Source organism: Brevundimonas sp. UBA7534 (genome assembly GCF_002479325.1).
In the GTDB taxonomy this organism is placed as follows: Bacteria; Pseudomonadota; Alphaproteobacteria; order Caulobacterales; family Caulobacteraceae; genus Brevundimonas.
On record NZ_DLMO01000017.1, the window covers coordinates 1 to 13,981 of the forward strand.

Sequence of the window (13,981 nt, forward strand, 5' to 3'; positions counted from 1 at the left end):
CGGTCGAGACCTACGCCAAGGCCTTCTTCGACCGAAGCCACGAGACGCTGAAGACCCAGCTGAACGGCGCCTACATGGCCGACACCGACGTCAGCCGCGCGCTGGTCGAGGCTCATTTCGCGCAAGGCCGCGCCGCGACCCCTGTCGATCAGGCCCTGCGTCTGGACAGCCAGGTGATGCTGGTCGACGATCCGGTGAAGCGGGTCGACAACATGACCATGGCCTGGGGACTGGAGGCGCGCGTGCCCTTCCTCGACCACGAACTGGTCGAACTGGCCGGCCGCATTCCGCCCGAGCACATGCTGGCCCAGGGCGGCAAGGGCGTGCTGAAGGAGGCGGCGCGCCTGGTGATCCCGTCCGAGGTGATCGACCGCAAGAAGGGCTACTTCCCCGTGCCCGCGCTGAAATACATCCAGGGCCCGTATCTGGAGATGGTGCGCGAGACGCTGACCAACCTGGCGGCGCGCGACCGGGGACTGTTCGACACGGGCTATCTGGACACGCTGTTCGCCGATCCGACCGAGCACATCACCCCGTTGCGCGGATCGGAACTGTGGCAGGTCGCCGTGCTCGAAATGTGGATGCAGCAGCATGGCGTCTGACGTCCGTCCCTCGCGCACCAAGGCGCACCGGCTGAAGCGGCTGCGTCACGAGGGGCTGAAGCCGCCGGTCCAGGCGGGCGAGGGGCCGACGCCGAACGCCATCCTGGACTGCGGCTGGGGCCGGCTGCTGTTCGCCCAGACGTTCGAGACGGCCGAGCCGCTGATCGAGGCGCTGCGGGCCGAGGGGCCGGACCGGCGCGACATCGCCTTCTACGTCCGCAATCCGCACGTCCTGTTGGCCTCGGCGCCGCAGGAGGTGTTCCTGGATCCGTCGCACACCTATCGCCTGGACCTGGCCACCTATCGCGCCAGCCGGCGCCAGCCGCGCGGCTTCACCGTGCGTCGCCTGACGTCCGAGATGGACGCCCAGGCCGTCAACGACATCTACGCCAAGCGAAAGATGGTGCAGGTGCCGCCCGCCTTCTTCTGGTCGCGGCGCGACGACCGGACGATCACCTATTTTGTCGCTGAGGACACCGTCACCGGAGCGGTGATCGGCACGGTGACGGGCGTGAACCACGTCCGCGCCTTCCAGGACCCGGAATGCGGTTCGTCCCTGTGGTGCCTGGCCGTCGATCCGCAGGCGACCCAACCCGGCGTGGGCGAGGCGCTGGTTCGTCGTCTGGCCGAGCACTTCAAGACCCAAGGGCTGGCCTACATGGATCTGTCGGTCATGCACGACAACGACCAGGCCATCGCCCTGTATGAGAAGCTGGGCTTCCGCCGGGTCCACTTCTTCGGCGTCAAACGCAAGAATCCGATCAACGAGGCGCTGTTCGTGGGGCCCAGCGACGATCAGGACCTGAACCCCTACGCCCGGATCATCGTCGACGAGGCGCGCCGGCGGGGCATCCACACCGAGATCATCGACGGGGAGGGCGGCCTGTTCCGCCTGAGCTGGGGCGGACGATCGGTGCGCTGCCGCGAGAGCCTGTCGGAGCTGACCTCGGCGGTGGCGCTCAGCATCTGCGACGACAAGCGGATGACGCGGCGCATCGTGGAGAGCGCCGGGGTGCGCGTGCTCGAGCGGATCGACCCGGACGACCCCGCCGCCATCGACGCCGCGCTGGAGACATACGGCCGTCTGGTCGTTAAGCCGGCAAGAGGAGAACAGGGCCAAGGCGTGGCCGTCGGCCTGACCACCATGAGCGAAGTCCAGACCGCCCTGACGCGCGCGCGCCGCATCTGCTCCGAGGTGCTGATTGAGGAGCAGGTCCAGGGCGAGGACCTGCGGCTGGTCGTCATCGACTACAAGGTGGTCGCCTGCGCCCTGCGCCGCCCGCCGCGGGTGATCGGCGACGGCCGCTTGACCCTGCGCGGCTTGATCGAGCATCAGAGCCGCCGCCGCGCCGCCGCCACTGGCGGGGAATCGACCATTCCCATCGACGCCGAGACCGAACGGACCCTGGCCGAGGCCGGCTATCGGCTGGATGACGTGGCCCGGGACGGCGAGGAGGTGCTGGTTCGCAAGGCCGCCAACCTGCATCTGGGCGGCACCATTCACGACGTGACCGAAGAGGTGCATCCGGCCCTGATCCGCGCCGCCATCGCCGCCGCGCGCGCCATCGACATTCCGGTCACGGGGATCGACCTGATGGTGAAATCGCCGCGCGAGGCCGACTACGCCTTCATTGAGGCCAATGAGCGTCCCGGCCTGGCCAACCACGAACCCCAGCCCACGGCCGAGCGTTTCATCGACCTGTTGTTCCCGCTGTCGGCGCCGGCGGCGGCGCGCATCGCCGCCCGTCCCGACGCCTGACCCGAAAGACCTCCCCGAAGCCCCAAGGAGCGCCCTTGTCCCGCCCCGCCATCGACCTGGACTATCTGACCGGCCGCCTGGCCCGCCTGCTGAACATGCCCAGCCCCACCGGCTACACCGACGAGGCGGTATGGGAGCTGTGTCGCGAACTGGGGCGGCTTGGCCTGGACTATGAACTGACTCGGCGCGGGGCCATCCGCGCGCGGCTGCCGGGCAAGGAGCCGAAGCCCGCGCGCGCCATCGTCGCCCACGTCGACACCCTGGGCGCCCAGGTCAGGGCGGTGAAGGACAACGGCCGGCTGGAGCTGGTTCCCATCGGTCACTGGTCGTCGCGCTTCGCCGAGGGCGCGCGCTGCACCATCTTCTGCGAGGGGCAGCCCCTGCGCGGCACCATCCTGCCCCTGAAGGCGTCGGGCCATACCTTCAACGATGAGGTGGACAGCCAGCCCGTCAACTGGCGCCAGGTCGAGCTGCGCATCGACGCCGTGACCCACGGACGGGACGACACCCTGGCCTTGGGTGTCGATGTCGGCGACATCGTCGCCATCGACGCCCAGCCCGAGTTCATGGACAGCGGCTTCATCGTCTCGCGCCATCTGGACGACAAGGCGGGGGTGGCGACCATGCTGGCGGCGATGGAATGCATGGTCCGCGAGGGGCGCACACCGACGGTCGACACCTGGTGGCTGTTCACCATCGCCGAAGAGGTCGGGCTGGGCGCCTCCTCCGTATTGATCCCCGACGTGGCCGCCATGGTCACGGTCGACAACGGCACGACGGCGCCCGGACAGAATTCGTCGGAGTTCGGCGTCACCATCGCCATGGCCGACCAGACCGGTCCCTTCGATTGGCACCTGTCGCGAAAGCTGGTGCAGCTGGCGCGTGACCATGAGATCCCACACCAGAAGGACGTGTTCCGCTACTACCGCTCGGATTCCGCTTCGGCGCTGGAGGCGGGGGCCGACATCCGCACGGCCCTGGTGACCTTCGGCATCGACGCCAGCCACGGTTACGAGCGCATCCACGACAGCGCACTGGTCGACCTGGCGCGGCTGTTGATCGCCTATGCCGAGAGCGACGTGGAGATCGAGCGCGATGCGCGGCCGCTGGGCGGAGTCAAGGGGTTCACCCACCAGCCGGTGGACGACGGCGGCCAATAGCAGCCTACAGGACGGAATGCAGCGAAGCGGCCTGGGCCACGGCCCGGTCGAAAGCCAAAGCGGGCGGCTTCGGGCACCAGGCGACGCGGGTGGAGGCGGACAGGTGGAGATCGCGAAAGGCGCCGACCAGGCGCTCGGCCACCCTCTGGGGCGACAACAGGTCAAAGGCCGCGATCCAGTCGACCACCAGAAGCTCCGCGCCGTCATGGGCCACCGCGCGGCTGTAGCTGAGAAGCGCGCGCGGCGCCGCGTTCTCGAACAGGGCGTACAGGCCGCCGCAATCCTCGGTCTGCGCCAGTCTGGCCTCCCAATCGGACAGGGCGAGGTCCGGCGCCGTGAGGCGTGCCAGGGCGTAGGTCAGCAAGGCGTCGTCCGGTTCGAGGCGGCGGATGTGAGGGGCCATGACGCCATGCCTAGAGGACCCGACGCCAGATCGGCCTTGACCTGCGTCAAACGGGTTTGCGCAGGTCCGACTTCCTGACATAGGGTGGCCAGGAGAATCCTGGAATGCTGGAACTTCGCACCCTCCCCGCCGCCTGCGCCCAGCGCAGAAACGACGCCGCCTGCGCCAGCTGCGGGGCGCGCGCCTTTTCCGTCTGCGGTCGGCTGGGCGACGAGGACCTGGCGAAGCTGGATTCCATCGCCGAGCGCACCGCATTGAAGGCCGGAGAGGGGCTGATCCGCCAGGGCGACCCAGCCGGGCACGTGTTCAACATCACGTCCGGGTCGGTGCGGGTTTACAAGCTGCTGTCGGACGGTCGGCGTCAGATCACCGGCTTCCTGTTCGCCGGGGATTTCGTCGGTCTGGCCACGGGCGACGACTACGCCTTTTCGGCCGAGGCTATCGAGGACGCCACGCTGTGCCGGTTTCGCAAGAGCGAGTATCGCGCCCTGATCCGGGAGGCGCCGGCGCTGGAGTCCGCCCTGTTGGAGCGGGCTACCCACGAACTGGCGGCGGCGCAGAACCAGATGCTGCTGCTGGGGCGCAAGACGGCCCTGGAGCGGGTGGCGTCCTTCCTGCTGAACCTGCCCGAGGATCCGGTCCGGCCCGCGACCGACGGAATGGTGCGCCTGCCGATGACGCGCGCGGAGATCGCCGACTATCTGGGCCTGACGATCGAGACGGTCAGTCGCGTGTTCAGCCGACTGAAGACGACCGGCGTGATCCGTCTGGTCTCACTGCACGAACTGCGGATCGAGGAGCCCGACAGGTTGGCCGCCCTGGCCGAGGGCGAGGGCTGACCGGTCATCCGTCAGGCGCACGACGGCGTCGCACAGGTCTGTGGGCGCCAAGCGGTGGCTGACCAGGATCAGTCCCTGGCCGCTCTGTGAGAGCCGTCGATCCAGCGCCGCCAGCACCCGCGCCTCGGTGGCGGCGTCCAGGCCCTCGGTCGGCTCGTCCAGCACCAGCCAGGGCGCACCCCGCAGATAGGCCCGCGCCAGACTCAGGCGGCGCCGTTCGCCGCCGGACAGACGCGCGCCGTCGGGGCCGATGGGCGCGTCGAGGCCCTCTGGGTCGCGTCGAAAGCGGTCGCCGAGGACGGCGTCGTCCAGCGCGCGCCACAGGGTCTCGTCGTCGAATGCGCCCGCAAGCGCCAGGTTGTCGCGCACGCTGGCGTCCAGCAGCCGCACGTCCTGGGCGGCGTAGGCGAACCGGGCGCGGCGGAGGGCGGGATCGGTCTCGGCCGCATCGACGCCCCCTACCTTGAACAGTCCTGCTGGCGCCTCGCGCAGACCGATCAGCCGTTCGAGCGCGGTGGTCTTGCCGACGCCGGAGGCGCCGATGACCGCCAGGCGGAAGGGCGGAGCGACGCTGCGGCCCAACAGCTCCACCGCGTCGGAAGATGGCGCGATAGTCGCCGCGGCGGCGGTCGGGCAAGAAGCGGCCAGGGCGTCCAGACGCTCGGCCGCCTGGGCGGCGGCCCCGTTCTGGTGCAAAGCCGTCGCCAGGCCGGCGGTGGCGTCCATCCCCATCAGGGCGGCCAGGATGGCCAGGGCCGCCAGCGGCGCCGGCGCGCCGACGACCGCGCCCGTCACCAGCACGACCGCGCCGGCCGCGGCGACCACCTGCCAGGCCGCCAGCCATCCGCCCGCCAACGCGACATCCCCCCGGCGACGGTCCAGATCGCGCGCCCGGTCGGCGCATTCGTCGACGGCCCAGCCTTCCAGTCCATAGGCCCGAAGTTCGGGCGCGGCGGCCTCCAGGGCCGAAAGCCGGTTCTTCAGGGCGCCCACGGCGACCTGGGCGGCTCGGCCGGCAGGGTCGCTGAGTCGCCGCGACAGCAGAAGCGATCCGACCGCCGAAGCCGTCATGGCCAGCGCCAGCAGCAAGGCCGCGGCCGGGCTGGCCAGCGCCGCGAGCCCGATGGCGACCGCGGCCCCCGCGACCGCGCCCCAGGGCGCCGACAGCCGCACGAACAGCGTCTGGACGGCGTCGACATCCTGCACCAGCCGGGCCGACGCCTCGCCCGACGACAGGGCCAGGGCGCGGCCGGGCGCGCCCGAGGTCAGGGCGGCGAACAGCTGGGGCCGCAGGCGGGCCAGGGCGCGCAAGGCGGCCTCATGCCCCGCCACCCGCTCCACATAGCGCGCGCCCGTGCGCAGGATGGCCAGAAGGCGGATGACGGCGCTGGGCGTCAGATAGTTGAAGGCCTGGACGGCGGCCATGCCGCCCAGGCCCGCAAGCGCGGCGCCGGTGATGAACCAGCCCGACAGTCCAAGCAGACCCACCGCCGCGACCGTGACGACCGCCGCCGCACCGGCGGCCAGACGCAAGCGAACCCGTTCCGCCCGGCGCTGGGCGGCGACCAGGACGCCGATGCGGGCACCGATGTCGGCCGGCCTTGTCACAGCCGCACCACGCGATCGGCCAGGGCCGCGACCGCCGACGAATGGGTGGCGATCAGGGTGGTGCGGCCGTGGGCCGCCTGTCGAACGATCTCCAGGAGCGCGGTCTCCGACGCGGGGTCGAGATTGGCGGTGGGCTCGTCCAGCAGCAGCAGCGGCGCGCGTTTCAGAAAGGCGCGCGCCAGTCCCAGCCGTCGCCTTTCGCCGCCCGACAGTCCGCCGCCGCGTTCGTCGATCGGCCGGTCCAGATCGCCGGACAGGCCCGCCTGGCCCGCGGCGGCAAGGACGCGTCCGGGGCAGGCCGAAGGGTCGGCGATACGGATGTTGTCGGCCAGATTTCCCGGTACGACCACGGGGTTCTGGCTGGCCCAGGCGATCCGGCCCGCGAAGCCCCCGGTGCGGCTGAGCGGCAGGCCGCCCACCTCGACCTCGCCGCCCGACAGCGGCGTCAGGCCAAGCAGAAGATGCAGCAGACTGGACTTTCCGGTCCCGCTGGCGCCGACCAGCGCCACCATCTGTCCCGGCCGCACCTCGAGGTCGAAGCCGTCGAGAACCGGGGGCGCGTCGTCGTAGGCGATCCGGACCTGGTGGAACCGCACGGCAGGCGCCGCGTCCGGCAAGACGTAGCGTTCGCGCGTCCGCGGCTCGGCCACGGCCAGGGCGGGCGCCGCCGCCTCGGCGGCCTGGCGGTCGTGATAGGCGGCGGCCAGGCGGCGCAGCGGCTGATAGACCTCGGGCGCCAGGGCGAGAACGAAGAAGGCGCGCGGCAGGTCAAGGGTTTCCGGGACCGGGAAGGGCAACAGCCGCAGCAGGTTGAAGCCGCAATAGACGGCGATCAGCGCCACCGACAGGGCCGAGAAGAACTCCAGCACGCCCGACGAGACGAAGGCGATGCGCATGACCCGGGCCGTGCGCCGGCCCAGTTCGTCGGAGGCCGAGGCGACTTCCGCCGTGGCCCTCGGCGCGGCGTCGAAGGCCAGAATGGCGGGCAGGGCCCTGATGCGATCGACGAACAGGCCCGACAGCCGCTCCAGAGCTTGGAACTGGCGCCGGCTCTCGCCCGCCGCCGCGGTTCCGGCCAGGACCATGCCGAGGATGAAGGGAAGGAGGGTGAACAGCAGGATGCCGGCCGAGATCGGGCTGGCGACGGCGGCCAGGCCGATGATCATCAGGGGGGAGACGGCCGCGCCGATGCGCATCGGCAGGAAGCGGGCGAAGTAGCCGTCCAAAGCGTCCACCCCTTCCACCGCCGCCGTCAGATGCGCCGGCGAGCGCCCGCCGCCGCGGAACAGGTCCGCCAGCAGCCAGCGCCTCTGGTCTGTCTTCACGGCCCGGGCCAACCGGGCGCCCAGCGCGGTCGCGCCTTGTCCGACCAACGCCCGCGCCACCAGGCTGCCGGCCGCGAGCGCGAGCCAGGGCGCGATCGCGGTCAGGCCCTCGTGGATGTGGGCCACGGTCATCGCCACGCCCAGGGCGAAGCCGGCGGCGGGCGCCGTGTCGGCGACGATCAGGGCGCTGGTCAGCAAGGTCAGGCGCCGCCAGGGTCGCCCGATGGTCTTCAGCCATCCCGCGGGGGTGAAGTTTGACGGGGCGGGGGGCGCAAGACTCATCGACACACTCCGGCGCCGGACGGTTGCGGACGCCAGCGGACATTACGCCCTCGGACCGAATGTCCAAGGGCGAAGGGTCCACTACGCGCGGGTGATGTTTGCAGCTTTGATCAGGATCAAGGCGGGGGCATAGTCCACGCCGTACGGCAACGGAAACGTCGGTCGTCGGGGCCGGCGGGCTTGGAGCATCGCCATGATCGACCTAGCGGTCGTCGACCTGTCCCGGCTGCAGTTCGCGCTGACGGCCCTCTATCATTTCCTTTTCGTGCCCCTGACCCTGGGGCTGAGCTTCATGCTGGTCATCATGGAGTCGATCTATGTGATGACGCGCCGGCCCATCTGGCGGACGATCACCCGCTTCTGGGGCGTGCTGTTCGGCATCAACTTCGTGCTGGGCGTCGCCACCGGCATCACGATGGAATTCCAGTTCGGTATGAACTGGAGCTATTACAGCCACTACGTCGGCGACATCTTCGGGGCGCCCCTGGCGATCGAGGGCCTGATGGCCTTCTTCCTGGAGGCGACCTTTGTCGGGCTGATGTTCTTCGGCTGGGACAAGCTGAAGCCGCACGCCCACCTGTTCGTCACCTTCATGGTGGCGCTGGGCACCAATCTGTCGGCGTTGTGGATCCTGATCGCCAACGGCTGGATGCAGAATCCGGTTGGGGCGACCTTCAATCCCGACACCATGCGGATGGAAGTCTCGGACTTCATGGCGGTGCTGTTCAACCCGGTGGCCCAAGCCAAGTTCGTCCATACCGTCAGCGCCGGTTACGTCATCGCCTCGGTCTTCGTGCTGGGCGTCTCGGCCTTCTATCTGCTGAAGGGCAGGCACAAGGGCTTCGCCAAGCGGTCGATGACGGTGGCGTCCGCCTTCGGCCTGGCGGCGTCTCTGTCGGTCGTGGTCCTGGGCGACCAGTCGGGCTACGCCCTGACCGACAACCAGAAAATGAAGCTGGCGGCGCTGGAGGCCATGTGGCGCACCGAGCCCGCCCCCGCCGGCCTGACCGCCGTGGGCATTCCCAGCATGAAGGACCGCGAAACCAAATACGCCGTCCACATTCCCTATGTGCTTGGCCTGATCGCGACCCGCACCATCGACAAGCCGGTGTCGGGCATCTTCGAACTGGTCGCGACGGCCGAGGATCGCATCGAATCCGGCGTCGTCGCCTATGACGCGCTGGAGAAGGTCAAGGCGAACCCGAACGATCCGGCCGCGCGCGGCGTCTTCGAACTGCATCGCCGCGACCTGGGCTATGTCCTGCTGCTGAAGCGCTATGTCGCCGATCCGCGTCAGGCCACGACCGCGCAGATCCAGCAGGCGGCGTGGGACACCGTGCCGAACGTGCCGCTGATGTTCTGGTCGTTCCGCATCATGGCCGGGATCGGCTTTGCGATGATCGCCCTGTTCGCCACGGCCTTCGTGCTGTGCACCCTGCGCAGACACGAGACGCGCTGGTTCCTGCGCCTGGCCGTCCTGGCCATTCCCCTGCCGTGGTTCGCCGCCGAATTCGGCTGGGTCCTGGCCGAGATGGGGCGCCAGCCTTGGGCCGTGGAGGGCGTCCTGCCGACCTTCCTGGGCGCGTCCAGCCTGACCGTGCCGCAGCTGTGGGCGACGATCATCGGCTTCACCGTCTTCTACGGTGCGCTGGCCGTGGTCGAGGTCGGCCTGCTCCTGCACGCGATCAAGAAGGGGCCGTTCCACGAGCAACAGACCTTCGAGACCGTCCCCGACACGCCTTCCGACCCGTCACCTGGCACGCGCGCGCCCGCCGCGGCCGTCGCCTGACCCCTAGACCGGACATCCGACCATGGATCTTCCTCTCGACTTCGCCACGCTCCGCCTGATCTGGTGGGGCCTCCTGGGGGTGCTGCTGATCGCCTTCGCCCTGACCGACGGTTTCGACCTGGGCGTCGGCGCCCTGTTGCCCTTCGTCGCCCGCACGGACGAGGAGCGCCGCATGGTGATCAACACCGTCGGCGCCACCTGGGAAGGCAACCAAGTGTGGTTCATCCTGGGCGGCGGCGCCATCTTCGCCGCCTGGCCCTTCGTCTATGCGGTCAGCTTCTCGGGCTTCTACCTGGCCATGTTCCTGGTGCTGGCGGCCCTGATCCTGCGGCCCGTGTCGTTCAAGTACCGCTCCAAGAGGCCGTCGCCCCGGTGGCGTTCGTTCTGGGACTGGGGGCTGTTCGTCGGCGGCTTCGTGCCGGCGCTGGTCTTCGGCGTGGCGGTCGGCAACGTCCTGCTGGGCGCGCCCTTCCGGCTGGATGGCGACCTGCGTTCCTTCTACGAGGGACACCTGATCGGCCTGTTCACGCCCTTCAGCCTTCTGGCCGGCCTGCTGTCGGTCGCCATGCTGGTGCTGCACGGCGCCGCCTGGCTGAGCGTCAAGGCCGAGGAAGGCCCCGTGCTGAACCGCGCCCGCCGCTTCGGCACGATCGCGGCCATCGCGGCCCTGGTGCTGTTCGCCGCGGGCGGCCTGTATGTGGCCTACGGCGGCCTGGGCTACCGGATCACTAGCCCGATCGACGCCAACGGCTTCTCCAATCCGCTGCGCTCGACGGTGGTGTCGGCGCCGGGAGCCTGGCTGGACAACTACGGCCGGTATCCGTGGATGCTGATCGCGCCGGTGCTGGGTTTCGTGGGCGCGGCCCTGGCCCTGGTCGGCCTGTGGCGGCGGTCGGCGGCCCTGGCCTTCGGCGGATCGTCGATCTCGACGGTGGGCATCATCGCGACCGTCGGCCTGTCGATGTTCCCCTTCATCCTGCCCAGTTCGATCAATCCGGTCAGCAGCCTGACGGTGTGGAACGCCTCGTCCAGCCACCTGACCCTGTTCATCATGCTGCTGTGCACGATCGTCTTCCTGCCGCTGATCCTTCTCTACACGGCGTGGGTCTACAAGGTTCTGTGGGGGCGCAGCTCCACCGGCGCCCTGAAGACCAATCCCGACCTCTACTGAACCCTTAGGAGCCTCTTCCCATGTGGTATTTCTCCTGGATCCTGGGCCTGGGACTGGCCGTCGCCTTCGGCGTGCTGAACGGCCTGTGGCACGAGTTCCACCTGTTCGACGAAGGCGATGCGGGCCTGTCCACGCCCGACGCCTCCAAGGACGTCGACGTTCCGCTCTAGAGCCTGATCGGCTGAGGTAGAATCGCTTCGCGATTCCGCAGATGCCGTGAATCAGGCTCCAGTTGATCCTGGAGCGAAATCTGAGCCGAGTTGGACTGCGTCCAACGCAACCGATTTCGCTCTAGGACCATCGCCCGGCCGCCTTTCCGGATGCTCCGAACTCCCCTTGGAAACCGGAAAGGCGGCGCTTCTTTCATTAAGGCCTGAGCCATGCTTGTCCGCACGCCGGACGCGACGCCCGGCGCGGCGGAGATGATCGCCCGCTACGACGCCCACGCGCCGCGCTACACCTCCTATCCGACCGCCGCCCAATTCACGACCGAGGTCGACGCCGCGGTCTGGGGCGGCTGGCTGGACGCAGCGCCGGCCGATCAGGCCGTGTCGCTCTATCTGCACATCCCCTTCTGCAAGCGGCTGTGCTGGTACTGCGGCTGCAACACCCGGGCGATGAACCGCGTCGCGGCGATGGAAAGCTACATCGACCTGTTGCTGGCCGAGGCGGATCTGGTGCTGTCGGCGATCGGACGTCGTGTGCGTGTCGGCTCGATCCACCTGGGCGGGGGTACACCCAACATGCTGCCGCCAGAGACGCTGGAGCGCCTGTTCGCCGGCCTGGCCGCCCGGTTCGACCTGGGCGACTGTTTCGAGATCGCCGCCGAACTGGACCCCGAGGTGCTGACCGAGGACTGGGTCCGCGCCGCCGGCCGCATCGGCTTGACCCGCGCCAGCCTGGGCGTGCAGGACCTGTCGCCGAAGGTCCAGGCGGCGGTCAACCGTCCCGAATCGTTCGAGACCATCCGCTGGGCGGCCGGCGCCCTGCGCGAGCAGGGCGTGGTGTCGCTGAATCTGGACCTGATGTACGGCCTGCCGCTGCAGACGGTGGAGAATGTCGTCACCACCCTGGGCCAGGTGACCACGCTGAAGCCGGAGCGCATCGCCCTGTTCGGCTACGCCCATGTGCCGTGGATGAAGCCGCACCAGAGGCTGATCCGCGAGGCGGACCTGCCGGGCCCCGAGGCCCGGTTCGTCCAGAGCCAGGCGGCCGCCCGGTATCTGGTCGGCAAGGGCTGGCGGGCGATCGGTCTGGACCACTTCGCCCTGCCACACGATTCCCTGGCCGCGGCCCAGAGAGCCGGCCGGCTGCGCCGCAACTTCCAAGGCTATACGACGGACGAGGCGCCCGTTCTGATCGGCCTGGGCGCGTCCTCCATCAGCCGCACGCCGCAGGGCTATGTCCAGAACCTGGCGCAGGAACGCGACTGGCGCGCAGCGGTGGGGCAGGGACGGCTGCCCGTCGCGCGCGGCGTGGCGCTGACGGCCCCGGACGCCTTCATCGCCGAACTGATTGAGCGGCTGATGTGCGACTTCGCCGTCGATGTGGCCGCCGTCGCCCGCCGTCACGGCCGCGACATGGTCGAGGTCGCCGATGCCTGGCCGCGCCTGGAGGCGTTCCAGGCCGATGGACTGGCGGACGTTGCAGACGGGCGCGTGCAGGTGACGCCGCTGGGACGGCCCTTCGTGCGGGCGGTGTGCGCCGCCTTCGATCCCGGCGCGCATCAATTTCACCAGCGTCACGCGCGGGTGGTCTGAGGCGGACAGATTGTCCCAGCCTTCAACGGTTTGCGCTGAATCAAGGTGGGGCGCAGCCCGACGGCCCATCGTCCCCGTCAAGACGCCGGAACGGCTCGCATCACGCGGCCGGCGGCGTCGGGGATTTTCAAGATGCACCTCAAGACCCTGATCCTCTACGCCGTGGCGGCCGCCGCCTTCGCCGCCCCCGCCCTGGCGCAGACGACCGCCTGGGAAGCGCCCAAGAAGGGCGATTGGATCGTGACCGGCCGCGTCACCGACGTCTTCTCCCAGGCCGACGACGCCATCGTCACCTCGGCGGGAGTCGATTCCGGCCTGCATGTGGACGTGGGCGACAGCGTGATGCCGACCCTGGGCTTCACCTACTTCCTGACCGATCACCTGGCGGTGGAGGCGATCCTGGGCACGACCCAGCACGAGATTCGCGCCCAGGGCGGGACCACCGATGTCGCCGTTCACGAGACCTGGGTTCTGCCGCCCGTGGTCACGCTGCAGTACCGCCCGCTCAGCAGCGGCCGCGTCAGCCCCTATGTCGGAGCGGGCGTCAACTACATGCTGTTCTACAGCGGCAAGGACAAGAACGGCTTCACCGTCGATCTGGACGACGGCTTCGGCTACGCGCTGCAGGCCGGCGCGGACATCGGCGTGCAGGGGCCGTGGAGCCTGAACGTCGACGTCAAGAAGGTATGGTTCGACACCGATGCGGACATCAACGACGGCGCGCTCAAGAGCGACGTGGCCCTGGACCCCTGGGTGGTGTCCGTCGGCTTCGGCCGCCGCTTCTAAATCGGAGCGCCTTCCTGTGGATAGGATGGAAGGGGGGCGATAACCGGCTTGCGACCCCAGGCGGGCCTGCGTATAGCGGCGCCTCGCCTGCGGGACGGGCGGCCGCCGAGGGCCTGATGGAAACGTCGGGACGCTTGGACGGGAAGGCGGGGATTTCCCCCTTGCCTTTCCCGGGTCGCCTCACTAGGTTCCGCGGCTCCGATCGAATCGAAGGGTTCAGCGCCGCCTCGGGGCGGACGACGCTTCGGTTTTTCCCGGTTCAGAGGGTTCGCTCTCCGGTCCTGGAAATCTTCGAAAGAAGCGGTTGACAGGGGGTCCGACGGTCTTTAGATCGCCGCCTCCCGCCGCTCCTCGGAGCGGCGCTGGTGAAAAGAAAGTTTCTTGAAAAAGAAACGCTTGACACCGGAAAGCGAGGCGACTAAATCGCCGCCTCCGCCGCTGACTGGGCGTTAAACGGTTGGGCCTCTTCGGGGGTTCGGGTCTTTGACATTGTTGAT

12 protein-coding genes are annotated in these 13,981 nt (G+C 69.3%); 9 read left to right on the forward strand and 3 right to left on the reverse strand.

The annotated features are described in order from the left end of the window. The 3 genes from B2U11_RS01150 to B2U11_RS01160 all read left to right on the forward strand — a co-directional run. The coding region (locus B2U11_RS01150; protein ID WP_292069184.1) for an asparagine synthase-related protein at positions 1–602 on the forward strand (602 nt) is incomplete at its 5' end. Further along, entirely contained in the window at positions 592–2,361 is a 1,770-nt protein-coding gene (ngg, locus tag B2U11_RS01155) for an N-acetylglutaminylglutamine synthetase (RefSeq protein WP_292069186.1), read from the forward strand. The genes B2U11_RS01150 and ngg, both read left to right, overlap by 11 nt. Positions 2,362–2,396: 35 nt before the next feature. After that, on the forward strand, positions 2,397–3,521 hold the full coding sequence (locus B2U11_RS01160; protein ID WP_292069187.1) for an osmoprotectant NAGGN system M42 family peptidase: 1,125 nt from the start codon (positions 2,397–2,399) through the stop codon (positions 3,519–3,521). A 4-nt stretch (positions 3,522–3,525) separates the two neighbouring features. Here the strand turns inward: B2U11_RS01160 and B2U11_RS01165 are convergent, their stop codons facing one another. Further along, positions 3,526–3,924 (reverse strand): hypothetical protein, encoded by a 399-nt coding sequence (locus B2U11_RS01165; protein ID WP_201216227.1) that lies wholly within the window; start codon positions 3,922–3,924, stop codon positions 3,526–3,528. Positions 3,925–4,028: 104 nt separating this feature from the next. On the opposite strand from B2U11_RS01165, the gene B2U11_RS01170 reads away from it, so the two are divergent. Continuing rightward, entirely contained in the window at positions 4,029–4,763 is a 735-nt protein-coding gene (locus tag B2U11_RS01170; RefSeq protein ID WP_292069190.1) for a helix-turn-helix domain-containing protein, read from the forward strand. On the opposite strand, the gene B2U11_RS01175 is transcribed toward B2U11_RS01170, so the two are convergent. Both B2U11_RS01175 and cydD read right to left on the reverse strand, forming a co-directional pair. Continuing rightward, entirely contained in the window at positions 4,698–6,296 is a 1,599-nt protein-coding gene (locus B2U11_RS01175; RefSeq protein ID WP_292069192.1) for an ATP-binding cassette domain-containing protein, read from the reverse strand. The genes B2U11_RS01170 and B2U11_RS01175 overlap by 66 nt on opposite strands. A gap of 71 nt (positions 6,297–6,367) precedes the next feature. Further along, positions 6,368–7,978: a thiol reductant ABC exporter subunit CydD gene (cydD, locus tag B2U11_RS01180; RefSeq protein ID WP_292069193.1), complete on the reverse strand. Its 1,611-nt coding sequence runs from the start codon at positions 7,976–7,978 to the stop codon at positions 6,368–6,370. A 196-nt stretch (positions 7,979–8,174) separates the two neighbouring features. Here cydD and B2U11_RS01185 point away from each other — a divergent pair, with 196 nt between their 5' ends. From B2U11_RS01185 to B2U11_RS01205, 5 genes are all read left to right on the forward strand, one after another. After that, positions 8,175–9,767: a cytochrome ubiquinol oxidase subunit I gene (locus B2U11_RS01185; RefSeq protein ID WP_292069201.1), complete on the forward strand. Its 1,593-nt coding sequence runs from the start codon at positions 8,175–8,177 to the stop codon at positions 9,765–9,767. A 22-nt stretch (positions 9,768–9,789) separates the two neighbouring features. Then, the gene (gene cydB, locus B2U11_RS01190; RefSeq protein WP_292069195.1) at positions 9,790–10,938 is read left to right on the forward strand and encodes a cytochrome d ubiquinol oxidase subunit II; all 1,149 of its coding nucleotides are present in this window, start codon (positions 9,790–9,792) and stop codon (positions 10,936–10,938) included. 20 nt (positions 10,939–10,958) lie between these two features. Further along, positions 10,959–11,108 (forward strand): cytochrome bd-I oxidase subunit CydX, encoded by a 150-nt coding sequence (cydX, locus tag B2U11_RS01195; protein ID WP_292069196.1) that lies wholly within the window; start codon positions 10,959–10,961, stop codon positions 11,106–11,108. A 210-nt stretch (positions 11,109–11,318) separates the two neighbouring features. Next, on the forward strand, positions 11,319–12,698 hold the full coding sequence (gene hemN, locus B2U11_RS01200) for an oxygen-independent coproporphyrinogen III oxidase (protein WP_292069197.1): 1,380 nt from the start codon (positions 11,319–11,321) through the stop codon (positions 12,696–12,698). A gap of 132 nt (positions 12,699–12,830) precedes the next feature. Continuing rightward, positions 12,831–13,484: an OmpW/AlkL family protein gene (locus tag B2U11_RS01205; protein ID WP_292069199.1), complete on the forward strand. Its 654-nt coding sequence runs from the start codon at positions 12,831–12,833 to the stop codon at positions 13,482–13,484. Positions 13,485–13,981 lie beyond the last annotated feature (497 nt).

Coding starts and splice junctions, on each gene's coding strand:
- ngg (WP_292069186.1), top strand. CDS start 592: ATGGCGTCTGACGTCCGTCCCTCGCGCACCAAGGCGCACCGGCTGAAG.
- B2U11_RS01165 (WP_201216227.1), bottom strand. CDS start 3,924: ATGGCCCCTCACATCCGCCGCCTCGAACCGGACGACGCCTTGCTGACC.
- cydB (WP_292069195.1), top strand. CDS start 9,790: ATGGATCTTCCTCTCGACTTCGCCACGCTCCGCCTGATCTGGTGGGGC.
- B2U11_RS01170 (WP_292069190.1), top strand. CDS start 4,029: ATGCTGGAACTTCGCACCCTCCCCGCCGCCTGCGCCCAGCGCAGAAAC.
- B2U11_RS01205 (WP_292069199.1), top strand. CDS start 12,831: ATGCACCTCAAGACCCTGATCCTCTACGCCGTGGCGGCCGCCGCCTTC.
- hemN (WP_292069197.1), top strand. CDS start 11,319: ATGCTTGTCCGCACGCCGGACGCGACGCCCGGCGCGGCGGAGATGATC.
- cydX (WP_292069196.1), top strand. CDS start 10,959: ATGTGGTATTTCTCCTGGATCCTGGGCCTGGGACTGGCCGTCGCCTTC.
- cydD (WP_292069193.1), bottom strand. CDS start 7,978: ATGAGTCTTGCGCCCCCCGCCCCGTCAAACTTCACCCCCGCGGGATGG.